Genomic DNA, 24692 nt, shown 5'->3' on the forward strand with positions numbered 1-24692 from the left:
TTATATCGTTTGTTGCGCGATTCGATAAGAGCACCATCTGATTGAACGTCAAATATCCTAATCATCAATGAATAATACATGTTATTTAATATATTAATAGTAAAATAATAGTATTATTAAAGTGCGTTCATTGTCCATGAAGTCATTACATACTGCGTGTACCGTGAATAGCATGAAAAGGGAGAGTGAAGATCATGAAGACGATTCGCTTATTCAGTGTCATGATGATTGCACTGTTATGTTTCCCTGTTTCGCTAACTTCTGCTGCGGGTTCATCAGTTACACCTCAAACCGATCCGCCGGATTACGGACATTATGTTTGGTCGGAATGGTTCGAAGTGGCGGAAGATTATCCTGAAGGATATACAAATTGGTGGAGTACGAATAATGTAGTCGATGTAACGGTAGTTACCCAACTAGAAGGGGATTCTCGTTTAACAGTGTCTTTCCAAGAAGGTGGTGGCTCTAGCGGTTGGCACACATTTGAGACGCATGTTATTGAACAATCCGGTTCTTATCCATACAGATTTGGAAGAGGTCCCGTTATTCCGGCTGAAGATTATAATACGTATCGGGTACTATATCGTGTAGATAACGCTTCCGGCCCTGCGGCGGCTCATGGCGATATCGATATCGAGATACACAATGTATGGGCAGGACCAAATTGGTAACATCATACGGAATCAAATAATGCATATGCTGTGTATGGACTTCGATCGGGATTTCTTTACCTTCTTCAGCAAAAATGTTCTGTTATATGGATCCAACATGGAACCCAAGTGGATGTATTCTTTTCGAATAGGTGTAAAATAGGAAAAGAATACAGTTCATCATCTGGCGGCATAAAGGAGACAAACAATCGTATACACAGCATTTCTTTATGCCGTTTTGCTAAAAGGAGGAGACAAAATGAGTCATTCCGAACAACGCGTTATCGCACTGAAAGAATGGGCGTCCGCGATCCGTGCGCTGGAAGAAGGCAGTCAGATTCTGCTCATGCGCAAGGGCGGTATTGTAGAAGAAACGCGCAGCTTTGCATTAAAAGACAATGCTTTTTACCTGTATCCTACGTATGAGCATCAGCGCAGTGAACTGCTCAAGCCGGAGCATCGTCATCTGGTAGAGGAATCGCTGCAAGATTGGTCGCCAGAGCAGCAGACTGCTAACATTCGGCTGTACGCCGAAGTGACAGACGATCTGGAAATCCATGATCAGGAGCAACTGAATCTGCTACAGGGACATCACATCTGGACAGATACTTTTGCCGAAGAACGGTTACGCTGGAAAAAGAAACATCCGCTTCATATTCTCTTGCTGCGGGTATATATACTTGAACGACCGGTGGATATTCACATCGAAGAGCAGTATATCGGCTGCAAATCGTGGATCTCCATACCAAGTGGTCCGGTGACGAGCGAAATGACGCCGGTGTTGGACGCTGCGGAGTTTGAGGCAATGAGAACCGCTGCACTGCAATCGCTGCAGAAGCGAGATATTCCTGCCATAAAGCTTGACTGAGATGAATCGGTCAGGCTTTTTCTTATTTGATGCACAACAAGTGAAAATATGATATCATCATGGCTTTCACGTTAAGATACAGTGAAGCATATACCTATTCGTTGCAGCTACATTGAAATTATTATAAAATAGCTTGAGAATCGGTGAGAATCAGTTTAGAATAGGTCTAAGGAAGATTTATTCTTAGACTTTATCTAAATCTACCGAACGTTGAGGGATTTTCCTTTTCATTTGAATAGATGATGCAGCAGGGAAAAGCGCTCTGTTCGCGGGAAAAGGTGGTCATGTGCCACTTCCCGGGGTCATGCCTGAAATGGGCTTCTCCTATCGCATCGTACCGTCGGCAATATTCTGTAAAAATTGCCGCTATTTTTTTGCGAAAGACCCCGTTTTATTGTTATGATTTAAGAAGCAAAATGATGTTGTGATTAATCCTGAAGCTGCACTGAATAATACATCAAAATTGTTCTATTCAGCAGCTTACTTACTTATTTTGGAGGGACGTCTACTATGGCAACAAATTTCGTCATTGAAGGTCTGAAAGCAACAATCGAGAACAAAGAAATCCTCAAAGGTGTGAACCTGTCGATGAAAGGTGGAGAAATCCACGCAATCATGGGACCGAACGGTACTGGTAAAAGTACACTGGCATCCGCACTGATGGGTCATCCGAAATATGAAGTAACAGACGGCGTTGTTACACTGGACGGCGAAGACGTACTGGAGATGGAAGTAGACGAGCGCGCTCGCGCAGGTCTGTTCCTGGCAATGCAATATCCGAGCGAAATCAGCGGCGTAACGAACTCCGACTTCCTGCGTAGTGCGATCAATGCACGCCGCGAAGAAGGCAAAGAAATCTCCCTGATCAAGTTCATCCGTCAAATGGAAGGTAGTATGAAAGAGCTGGACATGAACCCTGAGTTCGCTCACCGTTACCTGAACGAAGGCTTCTCCGGTGGTGAGAAAAAACGTAATGAAATTTTGCAAATGCTGATGTTGGACCCGAAAATCGTTATTCTCGATGAAATCGACTCCGGTCTCGATATCGATGCTCTGAAAATCGTTGCTGCTGGTGTAAACAAAATGCGCAGCGAAGATCGTGGCTTCCTGATCATCACTCACTATCAACGTCTCCTGAACTACATTACGCCTGACTACGTACACGTTATGATGCAAGGTCGTATCGTGAAATCCGGTGGTCCTGAGCTGGCTGCCCGCCTGGAAGCGGAAGGCTATGACTGGGTTAAAGAAGAACTCGGTATCACTGACGAAACCGTAGGTCAAGAACAAGAAGCGTAAATAACGGTACGGAAGGAGCAAAAGCATAATGACATTGCAGACGATACTTCCGCTGAGCGCGGAAGCACTGAAATCTCTATCCCAGCAAAAAAACGAACCGGCATGGCTGACGGAAAGCCGTCTGAGCGCGTTGGAACTCGCTTCCCGCCTCGAACTGCCAAAACCGGAAAAAACGAAAATCGATAAATGGAATCTGTCTGAATACGGCACACACCAATCGGCGACTGTCGTACCCTCTGTACAGGAGCTGCCAGAAGCAGTAAGCGCTCTGGTTAATGAGGACGAAGCAGCTAACCTGCTCGTACAAAAAGATTCTGGTGTCGTATATAGCACGCTGTCCGACGAACTGAAATCCCAGGGTGTTATTTTCACCGATCTGGAAACAGCAGCACGTGAACACAGCGATCTGGTAGAGAAGCATCTGTCCAGCGTTGTGAAGAACGATGAAAATCAGCTGACCGCTCTGAGTGCGGCACTGTGGAACGGCGGCGCTTTCCTCTATGTTCCGAAAAACGTAGAAGTGTCCGTACCGCTGCAAGCAGTGTTCCTGACGGAGAACGCAGGCGCTACCTTTGCACCACGCGTACTCGTCATCGCAGACGTAAACAGCTCCGTAACGTATGTGGATAACTACATTTCCGCAGGCGAAGACAACCGTCTGCACAACGGAATCGTAGAAGTCATTGCAAAACCGGGCGCGAAAGTTCGTTTTGCAACGGTTCACCAATTCGGTCTGAGCACAACAGATATGAGCTATCGTCGTGCGATTACCGAGAATGATGCATCCATCGAATGGATTATCGGCGAAATGAACGACGGCAATACCGTAACCGATACATCCACGATTTTGAAAGGCAACGGTTCGACGTCCGATGCGAAAATCATCGCTGTCGGTTCCGGTTCCCAGCGTCTGAACTACACTACACGCGCTGTTCACTTTGGTAAAGATTCCACCAGCCAAATGACAACTCGTGCAGTTATGCGCGAAGAAGCCAATGCCATCATCAACGGTATTACCAAAATTGAACACGGCGCAACCCGTTCCAACGGTGAGCAAGCAGAGAAAGTACTGATGCTCAGTCCGAAAGCACGCGGCGACGCGAACCCAATCCTGCTGATTGATGAGGATGACGTTATGGCGGGTCACGCGGCTTCGGTTGGACAGGTGAACCCTGAACAGGTACATTATCTGATGTCCCGTGGTATCTCCCGTGCACAGGCAGAGCGACTGATCATTTACGGTTTCCTGGCTCCGGTCGTTTCTGACATTCCGCTGGAACAGCTCCAGACCCGCTTGCAACAGCTGGTCGAAAGAAAAGTCGGTCAGTGAACGATCTGATCCGCGAGCAGTTTCCGATTTTACACCAGGAAGTAAACGGACATCCGCTTGTATATCTGGATAATGCGGCAACATCGCAAAAGCCGCGCGTCGTACTTGATGCGCTGCGTCATTACTATGAATACGATAACTCTAACGTACACCGCGGCGTGCATACGCTCGGTACACGCGCAACCGACGCTTACGAAGGTGCACGCGAGAAGATCGCGCGTTTCATCAATGCGTCGCGCAGTGAAGAGATTGTATTCACCCGCGGTACAACCACAGCGCTCAATCTGGTTGCTTCGGCATATGGCGGTCCACGTCTACAGCCGGGTGACGAGATTGTGATTACGCCGATGGAGCATCACAGCAATCTCATTCCATGGCAGCAGCTGGCTCTGCGCACTGGTGCCACGCTGAAATACATTCCACTGCAACCAGATGGCAATATCGATCTGGCAGATGTGGAGCAAGTCATTAACGAAAATACCAAAATCGTCTCGGTTGTCTACGTATCGAACGTGCTTGGCGTAGTTAATCCGGTCAAAGAAATTGCCGAGATTGCCCATCGCCACGGTGCAATCATGATCGTGGATGGCGCACAGAGCACACCGCATATGAAAGTGGATGTGCAGGATCTGGATTGCGATTTCTACGCATTTTCCAGTCATAAAATGTGCGGACCGACCGGATTCGGTGCACTGTATGGCAAGCGTCAGCTGCTCTCACAGATGGAACCAATCGAATTCGGCGGCGAGATGATCAACGATGTCGGTCTGTACGAATCGGACTGGAAGGATGCACCATGGCGGTTTGAAGGCGGTACGCCGATTATCTCCGGTGCGGTTGGCCTTGCGGCTGCGATCGACTTCCTGAGCGAAATTGGCATGGACAAGATTGAGGAGCATGAAGCCCATCTCGCGAACTACGCGATGGAGCGCATGTCCAAGATCGAAGGCATTCACATTTACGGGCCGGCGAAACGCAAAGTCGGGATCGTGACATTCAATCTGGATGGCGTGCATCCACACGATCTGGCAACCGTGCTAGATACGTACGGAATTGCCATCCGTGCCGGACATCATTGCTGCCAGCCGCTCATGAGATGGTTGGAAGCAAGCTCGACTGCACGCGCCAGCTTTTACCTGTATAATAATGAACAAGACGTGGATCGCTTTATCGAAGCGTTAGTTCAGACAAAGGAGTATTTTGGCGATGCAATTGGATGATCTATACCGCCGCGTCATTATGGACCATTACAAAAACCCGCGTAATCGTGGGACGTTTGGCGACGATGCGGTTACAGTGAATCTGAACAACCCGACTTGTGGCGATCGGATCTCACTGCAACTGCTTGTCGAGGATGGCAAAGTAACAGACGCGAAATACACTGGCGAAGGCTGCTCGATCAGCATGTCCTCCGCCTCCATGATGACCGAAGCTGTCAAAGGCAGAACGTACGAAGAAGCACTTGATATTGCAGACCGTTTCTCCGCCCTCATGAAAGGCGAAGAGGTGCAATTTGATGAATATGAAGAGATCGAAGCCCTATCCGGAGTAAACAAATTCCCCGCTCGCATCAAATGCGCTACACTGGCTTGGAATGCATTGCGTAAAGGAATCGGCGAAGACAGCAACAACAATTAAGATGGGGAGGCTACAACCATGGCTAAAAAAGCACCAGAAATGGAAGAGTACAAATATGGTTTCCGCGACGAGCACAAGGCGATTTTTCAGTCCGGTAAAGGTCTGAGCAAAGAAATCGTTATGGCAATCTCCAAAATGAAAGACGAGCCGCAATGGATGCTCGATTTCCGCCTGAAATCACTGGAGCAGTTCGAGAAAATGCCAATGCCTGAATGGGGCGGCGACTTGAGCGAACTGGATTTCAACGATATTCAGTACTATGTAAAACCGTCCGAAGGACAGGGGAAAACATGGGAAGAAGTACCGACTGAGATCAAGGAAACCTTTGACAAACTGGGTATTCCAGAAGCAGAGCAAAAGTTCCTTGCTGGTGTATCGGCTCAGTACGAATCCGAAGTCGTGTACCACAACATGCAGAAGGAACTGGAAGATCAAGGTGTTATCTTTACCGACACCGATACCGCGCTGCGCGAGCATCCGGAGATCTTCAAAGAATACTTCTCCACCATCATCCCGCCAGCAGATAACAAATTCGCAGCGTTGAATAGTGCCGTATGGTCCGGCGGCAGCTTTATCTATGTTCCACCAGGTGTACAATGCGAAATTCCGCTGCAAGCGTATTTCCGTATTAACTCCGAGAACATGGGTCAATTCGAGCGTACTCTGATCATCGCGGACGAAGGCAGCTTCGTGCACTACGTTGAGGGCTGTACAGCACCAATCTACAGCACCAACTCCCTGCACAGTGCAGTTGTCGAAATTCTGTGTAAAAAAGATGCGCGTGTACGTTATACAACGATCCAAAACTGGGCGCCAAACATCTACAACCTCGTTACCAAACGTGCCGTTGCAGAAGAAAATGCGAACATGGAATGGGTTGACGGTAACATCGGTTCCAAACTGACAATGAAATATCCTGCGGTTGTACTGAAAGGTCGCGGCGCCAAAGGTTCCGTACTGTCCATCGCTGTAGCTGGTAAAGGTCAGCTGCAAGATGCAGGCGCGAAAATGATCCATTTGGCACCAGATACAACATCTACGATTGTATCCAAATCGATTAGTAAACACGGTGGTAAAGTAACCTATCGTGGTCTGGCATCGTTCGGACGCAACTCCGACGGCGCAAAATCCAACATCAAGTGCGATACGCTGATTCTGGATAACGAGTCCACGTCCGATACGATCCCGTACAACGAGATCAAGAATGATAACATCACTCTTGAGCATGAAGCAACGGTATCCAAAGTATCCGAAGATCAACTGTTCTATCTGATGAGCCGCGGTCTGAGCGAAGACGAAGCGACACAAATGATCGTTATGGGCTTCATCGAGCCATTTACGAAAGAACTGCCGATGGAATATGCGGTAGAGATGAACCGTCTGATCAAGTTCGAGATGGAAGGTTCAATTGGTTAATGCTTAAATAACAAATGTATTAAGGATTATGCTATATGAATAATCAGTGTGCTATCAATATGATACTGTTTAATCAAATACACTTATGATTTCTTATTGCCGTTCCATATGTAACGCCTATACGTATTTTGAATATCGATAAGGTGTATGCTTGCTATAGACGCACGTTTTATTATAGAATCCACAGAATTTTCTGTGGATTCTTTTTTTGTTTATTTTACGAACTGTTTATAATATATGTAGCTGAATACAAGGTAGTCACTAAAGTGGATAGACAGTAAAATCTCTTATTTTTGCTATTTATTATCAAGAAAAGCCTCTACCATGATGGTTAGAGGCTTTTCTTGATAAAGATATATAAGCCATAGGACAGTTAGCTATTACTTTATCTTTTGATTCAGTACTATTGATTTTATCATTTATCGTTAGGATCACTAACAAATAACATAAGCCCCATACCTTCATAAGCTTTCATTTTGTATTCAATACCATTGTAAACAGTTGAAGTATCTAACGTTGAAAAATCGACGTCATCTTTAAATATACCAAGCTGCTCGCCTACAATTTTAGCAGCGTTAGAACCAGAATCAGGATTAGTTGCCAATACTATGATTCCGAATGTCAACAAAAAATCTTGTGCTGAACTTGATGTTTTTGCTTGTGTAATTAAGGAAATTTCACGTATGGATCCATCCGATTTATTTACTGATCCGAGTAGTACGAGATCATCAGAAAAGATATGTGTAAATGTATTCTGTACAGCTCCTGTTTCGACGTTTACTTCAGATATCTTAAGATCTGCACCCAGTCCTGAAGATTTTTCATTAAAAGATTTTCTGAATTCTGTTGCTGTCATACCAATACTACCTGAACTTTTTGCTTCTTCTTTCTCAACAACTTTCGTTTCTTTTTTGATCGCAGCTTCTTCATCTGTTTTAGTTTTATTCATTGGTTCAGAATTTTTTTCAATGCCCTTAGAAGCATTTGTTTTATTATCAGTTGAGGCCGTGTTGGCTTTTTCAGGTTCTGTTTGTATAGTTTCCTGTTTAGTAGCAGGTTGCTCATTTTGAGCACTTCTTGTTGATTGACCTTTATTTGGGTTGATAATCATTAATAGAATAAGACTAGCTAAAAGAATCCACATGATACGAAATTGCTTTTTTGCTTTAGGAAATCCTTTTCTTTTTGATCTAATTGCTAATACTAAATAAACACTAAACGCGATTGTCACCATACTTATTAAAAATTCAATCATTTTCAATATCCCCTTTTATATGTAATATAATAGGAATATTATATATTTATTAGGATTATTAAGCTACACATTTATTAATAGTAAAATTATGCTTCTGTGTGAGTACTCTTTACAATAAATATTTACAAATACACTAGACTATTATTCATTTACAGTTATACAAAATAGTGATTGTAGAATACCATGCTAACCGAAATCGATACACCGAATATGCTTCATCAGCAATCTCTCAACAACCATCCCGGAATCACCCGAATATACACAAGCTCACCCATCAGTTCCACAACTGTCTGCGTAACAATAATAGCAGCTACCAACGTGTTCCAATCATCCGGCAATGCCAGTGCGAGTGGCAGTACAACTAGTGAATTTCGTGTTCCTGAACTGAATATCACTGCCCGTCCAGAGGCAGGTTCCAATCGTAACAAGGTCACAATGCCTTTGGAAATCCAAGGCATGATCAGCATAAACAGAACATACACAGGAATCACCTGAATCAATACATACCAGTAAGTCGCTAACTTGCCCATTTGCGATGCAATCACAACGAACAGCGTCAATGCCATGAACGGAACGGGAACCCATGCCGAACCGTCCAAGATCAGTTGCCCATAGCGATGCTTGCGAGACATCAACTGTACAATGACTGCGATCACCAGTGGTATAACGATGATGATCAGAAATGCTTCGATAAACGGCTTCGGATTCACAATATCCGCAGCATCCTGCCCCATGAATAGCCACAAATACACGGGCAGCAAAATCATTTGCGTGATAAATAAAATCGGTGTAGCCAGCAGCATCAACTTCTCATTGCCACGTCCCAGATGCGTAAATACGATGACGTAATCTACACACGGCGTTAATAGCACCAGATACACACCAAGCAATATCGGTGGATGTTGCGGCAAGAGCCACGATAAGCACCAGACAACAATCGGTACAGCAATATAATTTGCAAGCAAAATAGCTACTACAAAACGCCGATCTTGCAGCGACTCCTGCATTAAGCCAAACGGAATCTGTGTAAACATGCCATACATTAGCACAGCAATAACGCCAGATAGCAATACAGGATTGTCCAATACCGACATCCCTTGTGGAAATAGCAGCCCGAGTCCGATTGCTGCAATCAATACAACGATATAGATACCAATCTGCTGTTGTTCCATTTTTTCACGAGTGAGCATATGATCCCCTTTTCCCAATGTTCTATATTTATGTGCTTTTATTATAAGCATACACCAGTTGAATTTTCTTTATCCTTTGAGATGAATTGGTCAAATGGCGAGAAGCGTACTTATTCCTTTACTAATTCCAAATCATATCAATACTACCGTATCAATGTAACAGCGAATAATGGCAGTGCAGATTATACCGCTATTGGCGAGCTGGAAATGTATTAAGTATTACACAAAAACGACCGCTATACCCCAATGGGTGGCGGTCGTTTTTTCTTTTAAAATATTCAAGAATCGCTATATAAGTGTAGGTAGTGGCTCATCGTATAGGTATAATAATGTTGATACTGCAAATGAAAGAAGAATGAAAGAAGTATGATCCAAAATTTCCGATTTGCTCTCTGCCTTGATTTGTCTGATCTATCTTGATCTGTTTGCTCTCTGCCTTGATCTGTTTGATCTACCATGATCTGTTTCATCAATGCCTCGATTTCGTTGCAGGCATACGAAAACATCATAAGAAATACTGTACATCATTCCACATACAACAAAAAAAGAAGGATACTCACGATGCCTATCAATTCGTTTGAACATTACCATATGAGCTGGAAACCAGTCATCGACAAAACGCAAAAGCCGATCTATCACGCGCTTGCGACTCAATTGGAACGCGATATTATCAGCGGTCATCTGCTGCCTGGTACGCAGTTGCCACCGCAGCGTGAGTTGGCGGATTATCTCGATCTGAATCTTAGCACCATCTCCAAAGCATTCAAAGTATGCGAGCTGAAAGGGTTGCTCAGTGCAGTCGTTGGTAGCGGTACATTTGTGTCGTACGATGCGCTGTCTAACGCCTATCTGCTAGAAGATCAGAAGCCGCAGCATGTCATCGAGATGGGGGCGACGTTTCCAGACAATGATTCGTACGAACCGCTCATGCTGCAATTGAAAAGTATGCTGCATGACGGGGGCGATTATGCGCGCTGGTTTGGATACGGTCGTCCGGGCGAGAATCTCTGGCAAAAGGACGCGGCAGTGCAGTTGATGCGGCGCGGTGGACTGGATACGACGGTAGAGCATATTTTGTTCGCTAATGGGGGGCAAAATGCCATCGCTGCGACACTTGCCGGATTATGCAAGCCGGGCGACCGGATTGCGGTGGATCAGCATACCTATCCGGGGCTGAAAACAGCTGCTGCGATGCTCAGTATTCAGCTGATACCGATCAAAGCGGACGATGGCGTGATGAGTCCCACTGCGCTGGAATACACCTGCAAAAACGAAAATATTAAAGGCATTTACCTGATCCCCGACTGTCATAATCCGACGGCATCCATTATGCCGCTCGCTATTCGGCAAACAATTGCTGCTATTGCTGTACAATACCAGCTCTTCATTATGGAGGATGCGTCGTACCATTTGCTAGCATCTCATCCGTTACCTGCGCTTGCTTCGTTTGCGCCAGAGCAGGTGATCCATATTGCCAGTCTGTCCAAATCGCTCGCACCCGGTTTGCGTATGGCATATGTATCGGTGCCCAATCAGGTTCGGGAAGCAATCTCCAAAGCGCTATACAATCTGAATGTCACGGTATCGCCACTGCTGTCTGAGCTGACGGCACGGATGATTGTATCGCATCAGTTTGAAGAGTTGATTGCTGGTCATCGTCAGCAGACGATGCAGCGTAATAAAGCGGTGAATACATTGCTGGCTGGATACACCTGTCACGGTGAGGATACTAGCATTTTTCGCTGGTTGTTATTGCCGGAAGGTTGCAGTGGAGCACAGTTTGAGGCGCTGGCTGCGCAGCGAGGTGTTCAGGTGTATGCGGCAGAACGCTTTGTTGTGGGTAACAGTTCACCGGAACGGGCGGTACGATTGTCGGTTTGTGCGCCGGTATCCTTGGCGGAACTGAAGCAGGGACTGCATATATTGAAGCAGCTATTGGATCATGTTGCACAAGAGCATGAATAATCGGGTGGTCAGTAATGTTCAAGTTGTTTGAATATCTCCTTTTTATAATAACTACTAGTACGCATTACACATGCAACGAATATTACACATGTAGCCAATATCACACATGTCACCAACATTGTATGCCATACAATTATAGTATTGTATGGCTTTTTCGTATCATGATATGATAATCCCATTCTGGTAGGAAGTACTACGAATCGGATTCTGAAGGAAAGCAGGTTGGAGCATAATGAGCAGGAATCATACAAATGGATCGCAGCAGCAATTGGATTGGCTTCACCGTTACAGTCAATCACCAGAGCAGCAGCAAGCTCTGTATCGGCGTACATTAGGTGTCGTCAGTGTCTCGCAAGTATTTGGCGGTGCAGGGCTGGCAGCAGGTGTTACGGTAGGAGCGCTACTTGCCCAACAAATGCTCGGTACAGACGCTTATGCTGGTGTGCCATCTGCGTTGTTGACGTTGGGATCGGCAGGGGCGGCACTGCTGGTTGGACGCTTATCGCAGCGGTACGGTCGACGGACAGGGCTAACGATTGGCTTTATGCTAGGTGGAGTCGGTGCGATTGGGATTATTTTGGCAGCGGTGTGGAGCAGTGTTTGGCTGCTATTTGCGGCGTTGCTCATCTACGGTTCAGGTACAGCGACGAATTTACAAGCCAGATATGCGGGAACTGATCTTGCGAGTAGCAAGCAGCGGGCAACAGCGGTTAGTATGACGATGGTATTTACAACATTTGGTGCGGTGGCAGGACCGAATCTGGTGAATGTGATGGGCAATGTTGCCTTATCCCTAGGGATTCCGGCGCTGGCAGGACCGTTTATACTCGCTGCGGCTGCGTATCTATTAGCAGGATTGATATTGTTTGTCATGCTGCGTCCTGATCCGCTGATGATTGCAGAAATGCTGAGAATACAGGGATTGCAACCGTCTGCTCATCCTGCACATAACCGTACGACACCATTGGAAAATAAAAAAGGGATCATCGCTGGTGCAACCATTATGGTCGTTACGCAGGTGGTGATGGTTGCGATTATGACGATGACACCTGTACATATGCAGCATCATGGTCACGGTCTGGGCGAGGTCGGATTGGTGATTGGATTTCATATTGGAGCAATGTATTTGCCATCGCTGGTGACCGGACTACTAGTTGATAAGCTAGGGCGGGCGGTAATGGCGGTCGCTTCCGGCGTCACCTTATTATTGGCGGGGCTGGTTGCGGCGTTTGCGCCTGCTGACTCTATGATCTTGTTGATTGTGGCACTTTGTCTGCTCGGTCTGGGCTGGAATCTGGGCTTGATCAGCGGTACGGCATTGATCGTCGATTCAACCGAAGCTTCCACCCGGGCAAAAGTACAAGGTTCGGTCGATGTATTGATCGCCTTATCCGGCGCCGCTGGGGGAGCATTGTCTGGTATGGTTGTGGCGGGTTCCAGTTATCCGGTATTATCGATAGCTGGTGGAATTCTGTCGCTACTGCTCATTCCAGTTGTTATCTGGTCGCGATCCTCACGGCAACCCGTGTAAGAATGGTTGACGAATGGATATAACCTTTACAAAAGGTACTGTTTATATTGTGATATGAAGATATCGATATGGATTGGATCAGACAACAACTTCCGAATATAGGTACGAATGAGAAGATGATCCACGAAGCAGAACGGTTGTTCATAAGAACAGCCGTTTTTTGCTATATTGTGGGTTGTTCTGGCTTAGCCGTACATGGCAATGCCCAGCATTACTAGTGGCAAACCGGATGTACAAGCAACATAGCTCACTATTATCCTATCGCCCAATTCATTTTTTTGTTGCAAATGCAATATGAATACGATAGATTAAAAGTGTCTTATTTTTGTTGCATTTGCAATAAAATGAATATTGGAGGATATCATAATGACAGATATTTTACGTGAGGTCGGCATGATTGCGAGAGCGCTTGATTCCATTAGCAATATTGAATTCAAAGAGTATGATCTGACGAAAGGGCAATATTTATATTTGGTACGTGTCTGTGAGCATCCGGGCATTATTCAGGAAAAGCTTGCCGAAATGATCAAAGTTGACCGCACAACAGCTGCGCGTGCAGTGCAAAAGCTGGAGCTGAGCGGATTTGTGGAGAAGCGCGAGGATGAGCATAACCTGAAGATCAAAAAGCTATTTCCAACTGCGAAAGGTCAGCAGCTATATCCGTTTATCCAGCGCGAGCATCATCATTCGGAGCAGGTTGCGTTGAGCGGATTAACAGAAGAAGAAGGCGCTACGCTGCTGGCATTGCTGCAACGCGTGCGCAGCAATGTAGAGAAAGATTGGGAGTTTGTGAAAAAAGGCAACAAACGTCAATATTAAGGAATTGATCAGCGTCGTATGCGATATCAATCGTATACCAAATATCAATGGAACATGAGCAATCAATACCATTGTGTATGTTAGAAATCATGAAATGATAACAGGACATTGCTGACCTGTTAGGTTGTGCATACCTATAAGCAATAAGGAGTGACATACGATATGACAATCACGCTAAGCCGCTGTACCACCGCAGATGTGCAAGCGCTGCGTAGTATCAGCTACGAGACATTTGACGAGACGTTTGCTCCATACAATACACCGGACAATATGAGTGCTTATATGGATCAGGCATATGATACGAACAAGCTGGAAGAGGAGCTGTTGCATCCACATTCGCAATTTTATTTTGTAATCAAAGACGGACAGCATGCCGGGTATATGAAGCTGAATACAGATGATGCGCAGTCGGAGTCGATGGGCGATGAATCGCTGGAGATCGAACGAATTTATGTACGCAGTACGTTTCAAAAGCAAGGGTTAGGACGTTATTTGCTTAATCAGGCACTGAATATAGCGGCAGAGCATAAGAAAAGCAAAATTTGGCTAGGCGTATGGGAAAAGAATGACAATGCGCTGGCGTTCTACCATCGGCTGGGCTTTGTGCAGATTGGCGAGCATTCCTTTTACATGGGAGATGATCGGCAAATCGATCTTATTATGATGCGGAAGCTGTAGTTAGTGTGTCATATGGATATTGAAGTGGTAAGCGACCAGTCGACGGTCATGAATAGTAATTGTATATAGTAAGAACACCCCTATCTGTTGATTGGATAGGGGTGTTATGGGTTATGCTCCTACGCATCTTTACATGACGTTTTGCACAGTTATATTACATCTGGTGCATTTACAGAAATGGATGGTTGGATGTGGTCGGAGATTTGCGTATATACGGTTTTTTCTTCCAACCGCCCGCCTTTTTCTCTTTTGATGATAGAGAGAACGGTGTATAACCACCTGCATACATCGTCCCCGGCTTGTAACCAACAGCAGACGATAATTCGGCAGGAGTAGCATGCTGCTTATGTTCTAGCAGCTTGAGCAGCACCAGTGCCGCCGCGCGAGCATCTTCCAGCGCATCGTGATGCTGAAGTGGAATACCATAATATGCAGCCAAATTGTTAAGCCGATGGGCAGGAAGCTCATTTAGCACTTTTTTGCTAAGCAGATAGGTGCAGTAGTATTGAAAAGCGGGATACCCTGTTGCCGCTGCGTCCAGACTATGACGCAGCACGCTCATATCGAAGGCAGCATTATGTGCCACTACATGTTTATGTTCAAAATAAGGCAGTAGCTCTGACCACAATTCGCCGAATGTCGGTTCATGCTCCACCATAGACGGCGTAATTCGGTGAATACTAATATTCATGGGATCAAAATGCTGCTGCGGGTTGATCAGACGCGAATATTCGTTCACAATCTGTCCGTCCGCTACCTCGACGATCCCAATAGAGCAGGCGCTACTGCGACTGGAATTGGCAGTCTCAAAGTCAATCGTTACAAAGTTCATTCCATTCATCCTTTCCCGGCAATCCCCGGGGTGTTTGTGTTTGATTCTAATTCTAGTATGATTTCGCATGCTGCCAAACATTACAAAACCGTTGTTGACGAACGAGCCATCCCCCTGTACCCTTTGAAAGGAAGCCAAATGACAAATAACGGTATATTCATCTGTGCAAGCACACGGTACATAGTGCTGCCCGGATTTCTTATTGTAGTACATATGTACGCTGTATACTAGTGAGTTACACACAATAGGCAGTAGACAACCGACAATTTGATACACAAGGGGTTAACAGAACATTGAAGAGTAGACGAAGTGAACGACAACACAGACGAAAAAAGAATTCCATACGTGCATGGCTGCTTACATTGCTTGCTGTATTGATCATCGGAGTGGGCGGCACCGTATGGTACATGCAGCAGCAAGTCTCGACTGCCGAAACGAGGAATGCAAGTGGTCTCAATGAGCAAAAGGGTAATACAGCCGCTCAGCAACAGAACGGAAATTCTGCTACGGATTCCTCCAGCCCAGCTACCGATAAGGATAGTGCTATCCAGCAATCGGCACCTACTGTAGATGAGCAATATGATCTGGTATTGATCGGCAGTGAGATTGAAGGCATTCTGATGGCAAAGGCAGCGCACGATGAAGGATTGAATGTACTGATCCTTGATCCGCGGAACGAGCCGGGCGGTCAGCTGTTACAGGGACAGATGCTCGTACTAGACGAGCCGAACAACAACAAAAAAGTCAGTCTTGTTCAAGGCGAGATGAAGAAGCTTTATAACGCCTACAATAGTGGCGAAATTCGCAAGGAATCCGATTTTGTGGAATATTATAACGGGTTGATTCAAGGGATTACGCTCAAAAGCGGCATCACGCTCGGACATATCCAGCAGGACGAATTGAACCATATGCACTCCATTTCCAGCATCACGTATACGGAGAAGGATGGTGCAGAGCATACGGTATCAGCACGTTATTTTGTGGAAAATACCGACTATGCTGCACTCAGCTCTAAGCTGGACGTTACGCGGATTCCGGGTGTGGAGTCCATTTTCAGTGATAGCGACAAGCCCGAGTATATGGCAGCAACGTATATGCTCAAATTCAAAAACGTCGACTGGATCGCTCTCCACAGCGCGACATTATTGGACTATCCGCTCTCCAATCTGGAAGCGAAATATGGAACGAACACGTATGTCGATTACGACTTTGGCACCGGGTTCAACAAGGTGACCGACAAGCTCAAGCTGGCAGATTCTCAGCTCAAGCTACGCGGCATCAACTCAACTTATCAGAAGCATGGCGATGTGATCATCAATGCACTGCTGATCTATGATGTCGATCCATCCAATCCAGAATCCGTCAGCAAAGCAATCGCCAAAGGCAAAGCCGCGGCGCCGGAAGTGCTGAAATTTCTGCGTGACAATATTCCCGGCTACAAAAACGCCGAGCTGAACGGGTTCCCGGATTATCTATATATCCGTGACTATAACCGGTATCAGACAGATTATGTGCTGACGTATAACGATGTACAAGACAGCAATATGTTCTGGGACAATGTGAGTGTGGGCGGTTATCCGATGGATATTCAAGGTACACACGAGGTTCCAACAGGCAAAGGATACGGCAAGCCAGACTTTTACGGCATTCCGATGCGATCATTTGAGTTGAAGGATTACGATAATGTACTGGTCGCTGGTAAAAATATCGGTGCAGAGATTCAGGCATACGGTAGTGCACGCATCACTCCAACTACCGCGCTAGCAGCTGAGACGATGGGCATTATTTTGGGGCATGAAGGCAAAGACAAGCGTCTACGTGAGCTGACCAAGCAGGATTTTGAACAGATTCATGACTATTTGCGTAAAGATTACAATATCTCGTTGGAATAGGATGTATTGCTGCATTCCTGCATTCATGTATTCGCGGGTAGAGCATGAACAGATACTAGCGACATGATCCAACATACAAAACAAACAGGCACGCCGGTTATATAGAACCATGGACCGTTTCATCCCATCTGAGATGATATACGGTCGCATGCTTCTTATAGTGGCGTGCCTGTTTATTGATTTCTACATAAGTATGGCAAATCTATAAGTAGACGGTAAGAGCTGGAGTAAGCGAAGCGCAGACGAGACTATCGAATACGCTACAGGAAAATATCTTCAATTTCCAGATTGGATTGCATGGACAGGTCTTTGAAGCCTTTATCTGTTTCGATCAACGGGCGGAAATAATCCGACGGATTGGTCATGACGATTTTGCCAGTTTCGCCGGAGTTGAGACGAACTTTTTTGCCGATCATATTCGGTAACATATTGCGGATAAATGTCTGCGCTGCATCCGGGTACAGCTGACCGAAACTCATACGATGCAGCTCTTTTAATACTTTGAGCAGCTCTTGCTTGGATTGGTACACCCGATTGGTCGTCATCGCACTATAAATATCAGCAACCGAAACGATTCGCGAATATGGGTGAATATCTTCCAGCTTGAGACCGTGAGGATATCCTTTGCCATCGGTACGCTCATGATGTTGCAGAGCGACAATGGCGCTAATCTCATCCCCTGTAGATTGCATAATCAGATCATGGCCAAATGTCGTATGTTGCTTCATAATCTCAAATTCGTCCGCAGTCAGCTTGCCCGGCTTGTTCAGAATCTGAGGTGGAACCTTTGATTTGCCAACATCATGCAAATAACCAGCGCGTCCGATAATATACGCTTCACGCTCTGTATAGCCCATCCACGTTGCCAGATAATAAGACAGCATGCCTACCTGTAGGGAATGGGTATACGTGTAATTATCCGTATCATTGAGCACGAATAGCACGGATACGACGTCCTTCTGGGTATGCAGCTCGTTCATTAGCGGCTCCAGCATCTGATCCACCTGGCTACCATCGAATTCGCCACGCGAAGCCGCACTCAGAAACAGATTTTCAAAGCCCGACAAGGCAGTATCAAAATGCACTTTCGCTTCTTCCAGCGAACGCACAGGTTCGGTCTGTAAAGAATCAACCGTGTTCTCAATCTCCACATAATCAACACCATGCTGTAGCAGCTTGCTGATATCATTGGAAAGAAGAGTATGGCCCTTTTGCATAATGTGAATGCCGAATGAGTTGAATGTATCACTTAACAGCGTATCTCCCGGCTTTAAATCTGTCACATGAACTCTCAATGCGGGGCACCTCCATAAATGAATGTTAAATGTATCATATCAAGAAAGAATTTTGATAACAACGGAAACGTGGATAAAAGGACTCAGGACTTTGGCTCTACCGGATTCCACGGTCCGGTTTGCGCACCTTTCCATTCGGAACCGTCCGCCCATATTTCTTTTTTCCAGATTGGCACGGTTTCTTTGAGCCGTTCAATGGCGAAGCGACTGGCTTCATACGCATCATTGCGATGAGAGGAAGATACCGCGATGATGACGCTCGTCTCGGCGATTGCAACGGTGCCAGTACGATGACTGATTGCACAGCGTGTGCCGGGCCAGCGGCTGGCAATTTCAGTCCCGATTTTTTGCAATTGACTCAATGCCATCGGTACATAAGCTTCATATTCCAGATGAATCGTCTGCATCTCGCCAGTCATCTCGCGTGTTGTGCCGATAAACGCAATCGTAGCACCGTGATTGTTATCGCCAACTTTGGCAATCACTTCTTCCGCAGACAGCAAATTGCCGGTAATGACATACAGCCCATCTGGAGTTTGCGCGCCGTTATCGGCACCTGATCCACCGGATACGGGCGGAATAAGTGCCAATTCGTCATTTTCCTTAATAGTATTATCGACCGAAGCGTACTCTTGGTTAACAGCTGCAAAGGCGTGACGGATGGAATTTTCCGCATCAGGGTATAAAGAAGATAGCGTTTCCTTCAAATGAGCTACTGTAACCGGCAATGTGGTGCCATCATCAGCGACTGGTGGCTCGATATTTATTTGAACTTCGGACTGTCCGATTCGTTCGGCAAGCCCGGCGAATAATTTAATGGTATACTGCATAAAAGTAACGACCTCCAACATGTATTTATCACTTTTGATAGTACCATATTCTGATGTCATATTGGTGTGACAAGAAAAACACATACGGACATCGGCAGCAATGATATAATCAATGTTTATATTTGCGATAATACCCGAATTTGTGCGTGATGATACATCATCATAGAAGCTATTGAGACGAAAGGGGTTCCCGTATGAACACAGAACAGCAACGAGATAGCGACATGATCACGATTTTGCATACCAATGATCTGCACAGTCATTTTGAAAATATGGGCATCCTGGCTGCCATCGCGGATGAATATCGGCAACGCTGCGGCGATGAGCATGTGCTACTGCTCGATATCGGCGATCATATGGATCGGATGGCGATGGAAACGGAAGGCTCCAGCGGTGGCGCCAATGTCGATATTCTCAATATGACCGGCTATGATGCAATTACAATCGGCAACAACGAAGGCTTGACATATACGCCAGAGATTCTGAATCAGACATATGCTGGCATTGTTAGTCCGGTCATATGCAGCAATGTGATAGAGCATGAAACAGGGGCACCGCCAGTGTGGATGGAGCCATACCGAATTATCGAGAAGGGCGGCTGGACAATCGGACTGGTTGGGGCAACTGCGCCTTATGGTGATTTCTACGACATTCTGGGCTGGGATGTAAGCGAACCACTGGCAAGCTTACAACCACTCATTCGGCAGCTTCGAGGTCAGGTGGATTTGCTAGTGTTGATGTCGCATCTTGGATTGTCCACCGATCAGAGATTGGCAGAGCGATTACCGGAGTTGGATGTAATTCTTGGCGGTCATAGCCATCATGTACTGGAGCGTCCGTTGCAGATCGGTCACACCGTAGTCGGAGCAGCTGGCAAATTTGGACATTATATGGGGTATATGAGCTGGCAAAAGGATGCGCACGGCAACCGTCCACGTCTATTGGATAGCGGGCTAGTTCCAACCTCACCAGAGATGGAGCGTAGCGCCGAGATTGAAGCGGCGATTGTGCTTCATCGTCAGCGTGCAGAAGAACGGATGAGCCATGCGATTGCGATGCTGGAACAACCATTAGATATCAACTACGAGCATGAATCTCCGCTCGGCAATCTGTTGGCGCAGGCGGTGCGCCGTTATACTGGAGCGGAGCTGTCCATTGTGAACAGTGGACAATTGCTTGGCCCGTTGCCAGCAGGTGAGATCAGTGAGGCACTGCTACACCGTCTCTGTCCGTCACCGATCAATCCGTGTCTGACCCTGCTCAAAGGCAGCAGCATTCGGCAGGCGCTGGAACAATCACTGCTAGGTGAATTTACACATAAGCCGATTATGGGGTATGGATTTCGCGGCAAAGTGCTAGGCGGGTTATGTGTAGATGGCATGAATGTTCATGTGGATTGGTCGCGCCCGCCCTATGAGCGTATAACAAGCATCAAGGTAGGAACAGAGATACTGGATGACCAGCGTGAATATAGCGTTGGTTCGCTAGATATGTTTACCTTTCGAATCGGATACGAATCGCTCAGCGAGAGTGCGGGTGTGACGTATATGCTGTCTGAATTTATCCGCGATCTGCTACGAAGTGAATTGCAAACGCCGGGTGCGGTGTCTAGCTGTGCCGGAGCGCGCTGGTTTATGTTATGATAAACAAGACCTTGTACCAACAATTGCATAGTAGATGTGCATATGATCCGTTATGCAGAGTGAATTTCAGGGTTAATACATGAAATAAGGTGAAAAATAAATGACAGTTATACACAGAAGTGAGTGGCCGCTGAAGGAATTATCCCCGAGTTACGATCCGTGGGACCCACTGCAATCACTTCGCCAGTACGGCAAACATACGCTGACAAGCGTGGAGATGACGGTGACCAATCTGTGCAATATGCGCTGTGAGCATTGCGCGGTCGGCGATTCGCTCGTATTGCGCGAACCGGACATGATCCCGCTGCCGCTGATGCTCAAACGCCTTGATGAGGTAGAGCATTTGCAGACGATCAGCATTACCGGCGGGGAACCGTCATTTCGCAAAAAAACAGTAGATGAGGTGATCGTTCCGCTGCTGCGTTATGCACGCGAACGCGGGATCCGTTCTCAGATCAACTCTAACCTGACGCTGGACATCGGCCGATACGAGCAATTGCTGCCGTATCTGGACGTTATGCATATTTCGTTTAACTATACATCGCCCGATGATTTCCATGAGGTGGGCTTTGCCAATAGCGGTCATCCGGTGCCGCGCGAAGCCGCTGTACGCATGTATGACAAGATGATCGACAATACGCGTCGTCTGAGCGACGCAGGCATGTTCATTTCCGCCGAGTCGATGATCAATTACCGCACACACCGCAAGCTGCCAGAGATTCATAATCTGATTCGTGAAATGGGCTGTCAGCGTCATGAGGTGCATCCGATGTATGCTGCTGATTTTGCCGCTAAACTGCCAGTGCTGTCACTGGAAGATTTCCGCGCTGCGATTCACGATCTGTTGGATCATCGGGATCAGGATATGTGGATGCTGTTCGGTACATTGCCATTTTTCAGCTGCAATCCGGGTAAAGAAGATCGCGAGATCGTATCGCGTCTACGCGGCGAGCGCAATGTAACGGTGCGTAACGATCCAGACGGACGCAACCGGGTCAATGTGAATATGTTTACCGGGGATGTGTTTGTAACCGATTTTGCGGCGATTCCGGCATTTGGCAATATTGCAAACCGTAAGCTGGATGATATCTTTGGCGAATGGAGCAATAACCATCCGCTGAATCAGCAGGTCAATTGTCATTGCGATCTGGCTGCTTGCTGCGGCCCGAATCTGCTCGTGGCAGACATGTATTACAAAGATACGGATTTCAAATCACGCAAAGCGATACTGTAAAAGTCGCCTTCATTGTGCGCAGGTACGCCGTGTATGGGTTCCGGCGGCAGTGTGCGGCTGATGTACCATATATCCGAGAAAAGGGGCGTTCCGGTTGGGGCATGAGTTTGAGATCGGCAGTTTAATACTCAATTTGGCTCTTGTATTTGTACTTGTATTTTTGAATGGATTTTTTGTGGCCGCCGAATTCTCACTGGTCAAAGTGAGGCATTCGCGGCTAACGGAATTGAAAAGTGAAGGCAACCGTCTGGCAGGGTATGCGCTCAAGGTAAACAGCAAACTGGATGCGTATTTGTCAGCTACTCAGTTCGGTATCACACTTGCCTCGCTCGGACTTGGTTGGGTCGGTGAGCCGGCGATATCTGAGCTGCTGGTAGAACCGCTTATGTACAAATTAGGCTTTACCGATGGCACGTTAATTACGACGATTTCGGTCATTATCGGATTTGCGGTGATTACATTTTTGCATATTGTACTGGGCGAGTTGGCGCCCAAGTCGCTAGCTATTCAGCGGACAGATGGCGTATCGCTGGCATTGTCTGCGCCACTGCTGTTCTTTTACCGGGTATTCTTCCCGTTTATCTGGTTGCTGAATACGGCTGCCAATGGTGTTCTGCGCGCAGTTGGTATTGAGCCTGCGAGCGAAGCGGAAGGTGCGCATTCTGAAGAAGAAATTCGCATTCTGATGAACCAGAGCGCCAAGAGCGGGGTTATGGATGAAGGCGAGATTGAGCTCGTTAACAATATTTTTGAATTTTCCGATCTGCTTGCACGTGAAGTGATGTTGCCTCGTACCGATATGAATTGCTTGTATACGAATCTGTCCAAAGAAGAGAATCTGGCGATCATTCAGGATACGAAGCATTCACGTTATCCGGTGGCGGTGGAAGACAAGGACAGAATCATCGGCTTTGTACATATTACCGATGTACTGTTGTCGCCAGTTAATCAGCCGTATGATCTGGCTGCGCTGGCTCGTCCGATCCTTAACGTACCAGAGTCGATGGAGATCAGTCATGTATTGCAATTGATGCAGAAGAATCATGCTCAAATGACGCTCGTGGTTGATGAATACGGCGGTACTGCCGGTTTGCTAACTGCTGAGGAGATTCTGGAAGAGATTGTCGGCGAGCTGTACGATGAGTTCGAAGATGAGCGCCCGGATGTGGAACGGATCGGCGATATCATTTCGGTGGATGGTCGTATGTTGATCGAAGATGTGAACGAGCTGTCCGGGGTGGAGATTGATGACGATGAAGTCGATTCCATCGGAGGCTGGATGTTCAAAGAGCTAGAGGGCGTACCGGAAAATGGCAAAACCGTCGAAGTGGACGGTGTCGTATTCGAGGTTGCCGAATCGGAGCGTCTGCGCATTATGCGGGTGCATGTTCATCCGCTGCCTCAACAGGAAGATGAAGAGGACGAGGAAAATGAACATCGCAATGAGGAGCGTTCATCCGGCGAATCGTAAAGAATTGTCGTACTGCGAATCGTTGAGCCGGTAGGATCGGCTTAAATCATACAATGGTATACAGGCGGTATGGATCTTGTCCATACCGCCTGTGCTACATGTATACATAGTATAGAAGTATGGAAAAGGAGTGCGAATGATGAGTGAATTTCCAGTACTACGCAAGCCAGAAGCGATGATGTTTGATATGGACGGAACGCTGTTTGAAACGGAAACCGTTCTGCTGCCCGCCTATTATGCCACCTTTGAACAGCTGCGTCAGGAAGGATTGTACGAAGGCGAGACACCGCCAGAAGAGATCATTCTCGGCTCGCTCGGTATGCTGCTGGAAGATATCTGGGCGCGTGTGATGCCCGGTGTGGGAGAGCGCACAATTGTACGCGCGAATGAGCTGCTGGAACAGCTGCAAATTGATCGTATGAAGGCAGGTACATCGCGTTTGTATCCGCAGGTGGAGCAGACACTGCGTGAACTGCATCGTCACGGTGTAAAGCTATTTATCGCCAGTAACGGGCTAGAAGGCTATGTAAAAGCGATCGTGGATGTGCACCAGCTTAACGATATACTGGATGGTGTCTACAGTGCAGGTGAGTATCAGACAGCGACCAAGGTTGATCTGGTGAAGCTATTGCTGGAACAGCATCAGATCGAACGTGCATGGATGGTCGGCGATCGTTCGTCCGATGTCGAAGCAGGACGCCAGAATGATCAGACCGTGATCGGTTGTCGGTATGCGGATTTTGGTGACAGTCATGAGCTGGATGGCTCGGATGTGATCATTACGTCGTTTGAACAACTGCTGGATGTGTTTAATAAAGCGGAGTAGCGGCACGGTTTTACTTTGACCTGCAAATCA

General features: G+C 46.7%; 21 protein-coding genes. 16 read left to right on the top strand and 5 right to left on the bottom strand.

Translation table 11 applies throughout. From position 1 onward, the window contains the following. The first annotated feature begins 194 nt into the window (after positions 1 to 194). From ACDE64_RS07185 to sufB, 7 genes are all read left to right on the top strand, one after another. Complete coding sequence (locus ACDE64_RS07185) at positions 195 to 671, top strand: hypothetical protein (RefSeq protein ID WP_411349501.1); 477 nt, start codon at positions 195 to 197, stop codon at positions 669 to 671. Positions 672 to 909: 238 nt separating this feature from the next. Then, a complete protein-coding gene (locus ACDE64_RS07190) occupies positions 910 to 1518 on the top strand; it encodes a DUF1802 family protein (RefSeq protein ID WP_411349502.1) in 609 nt (202 codons plus the stop codon). 510 nt (positions 1519 to 2028) lie between these two features. Then, on the top strand, positions 2029 to 2817 hold the full coding sequence (gene sufC / locus ACDE64_RS07195) for a Fe-S cluster assembly ATPase SufC (RefSeq protein ID WP_411345798.1): 789 nt from the start codon (positions 2029 to 2031) through the stop codon (positions 2815 to 2817). Between the two features lie 28 nt (positions 2818 to 2845). Then, positions 2846 to 4147: a Fe-S cluster assembly protein SufD gene (sufD, locus tag ACDE64_RS07200; RefSeq protein ID WP_411349503.1), complete on the top strand. Its 1302-nt coding sequence runs from the start codon at positions 2846 to 2848 to the stop codon at positions 4145 to 4147. Then, positions 4144 to 5367, top strand: coding sequence for a cysteine desulfurase (locus ACDE64_RS07205; protein ID WP_411345800.1), 1224 nt, complete (start codon positions 4144 to 4146; stop codon positions 5365 to 5367). Before sufD ends, ACDE64_RS07205 begins: the two co-directional genes overlap by 4 nt. Continuing rightward, positions 5354 to 5785 (top strand): Fe-S cluster assembly sulfur transfer protein SufU, encoded by a 432-nt coding sequence (gene sufU / locus ACDE64_RS07210; protein ID WP_367055499.1) that lies wholly within the window; start codon positions 5354 to 5356, stop codon positions 5783 to 5785. Before ACDE64_RS07205 ends, sufU begins: the two co-directional genes overlap by 14 nt. Positions 5786 to 5803: 18 nt before the next feature. Further along, on the top strand, positions 5804 to 7201 hold the full coding sequence (gene sufB / locus ACDE64_RS07215; protein ID WP_367055502.1) for a Fe-S cluster assembly protein SufB: 1398 nt from the start codon (positions 5804 to 5806) through the stop codon (positions 7199 to 7201). A 415-nt stretch (positions 7202 to 7616) separates the two neighbouring features. On the opposite strand, the gene ACDE64_RS07220 is transcribed toward sufB, so the two are convergent. Together ACDE64_RS07220 and ACDE64_RS07225 are read right to left on the bottom strand one after the other, a co-directional pair. Further along, entirely contained in the window at positions 7617 to 8456 is an 840-nt protein-coding gene (locus ACDE64_RS07220) for a DUF2304 domain-containing protein (RefSeq protein WP_411349504.1), read from the bottom strand. A 218-nt stretch (positions 8457 to 8674) separates the two neighbouring features. Then, on the bottom strand, positions 8675 to 9646 hold the full coding sequence (locus ACDE64_RS07225) for an arsenic resistance protein (RefSeq protein ID WP_411349505.1): 972 nt from the start codon (positions 9644 to 9646) through the stop codon (positions 8675 to 8677). A gap of 561 nt (positions 9647 to 10207) precedes the next feature. Here ACDE64_RS07225 and ACDE64_RS07230 point away from each other — a divergent pair. From ACDE64_RS07230 to ACDE64_RS07245, 4 genes are all read left to right on the top strand, one after another. Continuing rightward, the gene (locus ACDE64_RS07230; protein ID WP_411349506.1) at positions 10208 to 11611 is read left to right on the top strand and encodes a PLP-dependent aminotransferase family protein; all 1404 of its coding nucleotides are present in this window, start codon (positions 10208 to 10210) and stop codon (positions 11609 to 11611) included. Between the two features lie 232 nt (positions 11612 to 11843). After that, the gene (locus ACDE64_RS07235) at positions 11844 to 13142 is read left to right on the top strand and encodes an MFS transporter (RefSeq protein ID WP_411349507.1); all 1299 of its coding nucleotides are present in this window, start codon (positions 11844 to 11846) and stop codon (positions 13140 to 13142) included. Between the two features lie 366 nt (positions 13143 to 13508). Further along, positions 13509 to 13961, top strand: a complete 453-nt coding sequence (locus ACDE64_RS07240; protein ID WP_411349508.1) for a MarR family winged helix-turn-helix transcriptional regulator — start codon at positions 13509 to 13511, stop codon at positions 13959 to 13961. Between the two features lie 162 nt (positions 13962 to 14123). Then, complete coding sequence (locus tag ACDE64_RS07245; protein WP_411349509.1) at positions 14124 to 14639, top strand: GNAT family N-acetyltransferase; 516 nt, start codon at positions 14124 to 14126, stop codon at positions 14637 to 14639. A gap of 169 nt (positions 14640 to 14808) precedes the next feature. On the opposite strand, the gene ACDE64_RS07250 is transcribed toward ACDE64_RS07245, so the two are convergent. Then, positions 14809 to 15471, bottom strand: coding sequence for a 3'-5' exonuclease (locus ACDE64_RS07250; RefSeq protein ID WP_411349510.1), 663 nt, complete (start codon positions 15469 to 15471; stop codon positions 14809 to 14811). Between the two features lie 293 nt (positions 15472 to 15764). Here ACDE64_RS07250 and ACDE64_RS07255 point away from each other — a divergent pair, with 293 nt between their 5' ends. Further along, positions 15765 to 17363, top strand: a complete 1599-nt coding sequence (locus tag ACDE64_RS07255) for an FAD-dependent oxidoreductase (RefSeq protein ID WP_411349511.1) — start codon at positions 15765 to 15767, stop codon at positions 17361 to 17363. Between the two features lie 260 nt (positions 17364 to 17623). Here ACDE64_RS07255 and ACDE64_RS07260 read toward each other — a convergent pair whose 3' ends face one another. Both ACDE64_RS07260 and ACDE64_RS07265 read right to left on the bottom strand, forming a co-directional pair. Continuing rightward, positions 17624 to 18658, bottom strand: a complete 1035-nt coding sequence (locus ACDE64_RS07260; RefSeq protein ID WP_411345810.1) for an HD-GYP domain-containing protein — start codon at positions 18656 to 18658, stop codon at positions 17624 to 17626. Between the two features lie 83 nt (positions 18659 to 18741). Further along, positions 18742 to 19488 (bottom strand): molybdenum cofactor biosynthesis protein, encoded by a 747-nt coding sequence (locus ACDE64_RS07265; RefSeq protein ID WP_411349512.1) that lies wholly within the window; start codon positions 19486 to 19488, stop codon positions 18742 to 18744. 194 nt (positions 19489 to 19682) lie between these two features. Between ACDE64_RS07265 and ACDE64_RS07270 the strand changes: the two genes are divergently transcribed. The 4 genes from ACDE64_RS07270 (at position 19683) to ACDE64_RS07285 (ending at position 24662) form a co-directional block, all read left to right on the top strand. Continuing rightward, complete coding sequence (locus ACDE64_RS07270; RefSeq protein ID WP_411349514.1) at positions 19683 to 21131, top strand: bifunctional metallophosphatase/5'-nucleotidase; 1449 nt, start codon at positions 19683 to 19685, stop codon at positions 21129 to 21131. Positions 21132 to 21231: 100 nt separating this feature from the next. Further along, the gene (yfkAB, locus tag ACDE64_RS07275) at positions 21232 to 22365 is read left to right on the top strand and encodes a radical SAM/CxCxxxxC motif protein YfkAB (protein WP_411345813.1); all 1134 of its coding nucleotides are present in this window, start codon (positions 21232 to 21234) and stop codon (positions 22363 to 22365) included. A gap of 94 nt (positions 22366 to 22459) precedes the next feature. Then, positions 22460 to 23836, top strand: coding sequence for a hemolysin family protein (locus tag ACDE64_RS07280; RefSeq protein WP_411345814.1), 1377 nt, complete (start codon positions 22460 to 22462; stop codon positions 23834 to 23836). 139 nt (positions 23837 to 23975) lie between these two features. After that, on the top strand, positions 23976 to 24662 hold the full coding sequence (locus ACDE64_RS07285; protein WP_411350247.1) for an HAD family hydrolase: 687 nt from the start codon (positions 23976 to 23978) through the stop codon (positions 24660 to 24662). The last annotated feature ends 30 nt before the right edge of the window (positions 24663 to 24692 follow it).

This window comes from Paenibacillus sp. WLX2291 (genome assembly GCF_046603665.1).
In the GTDB taxonomy this organism is placed as follows: Bacteria; Bacillota; Bacilli; order Paenibacillales; family Paenibacillaceae; genus Saccharibacillus.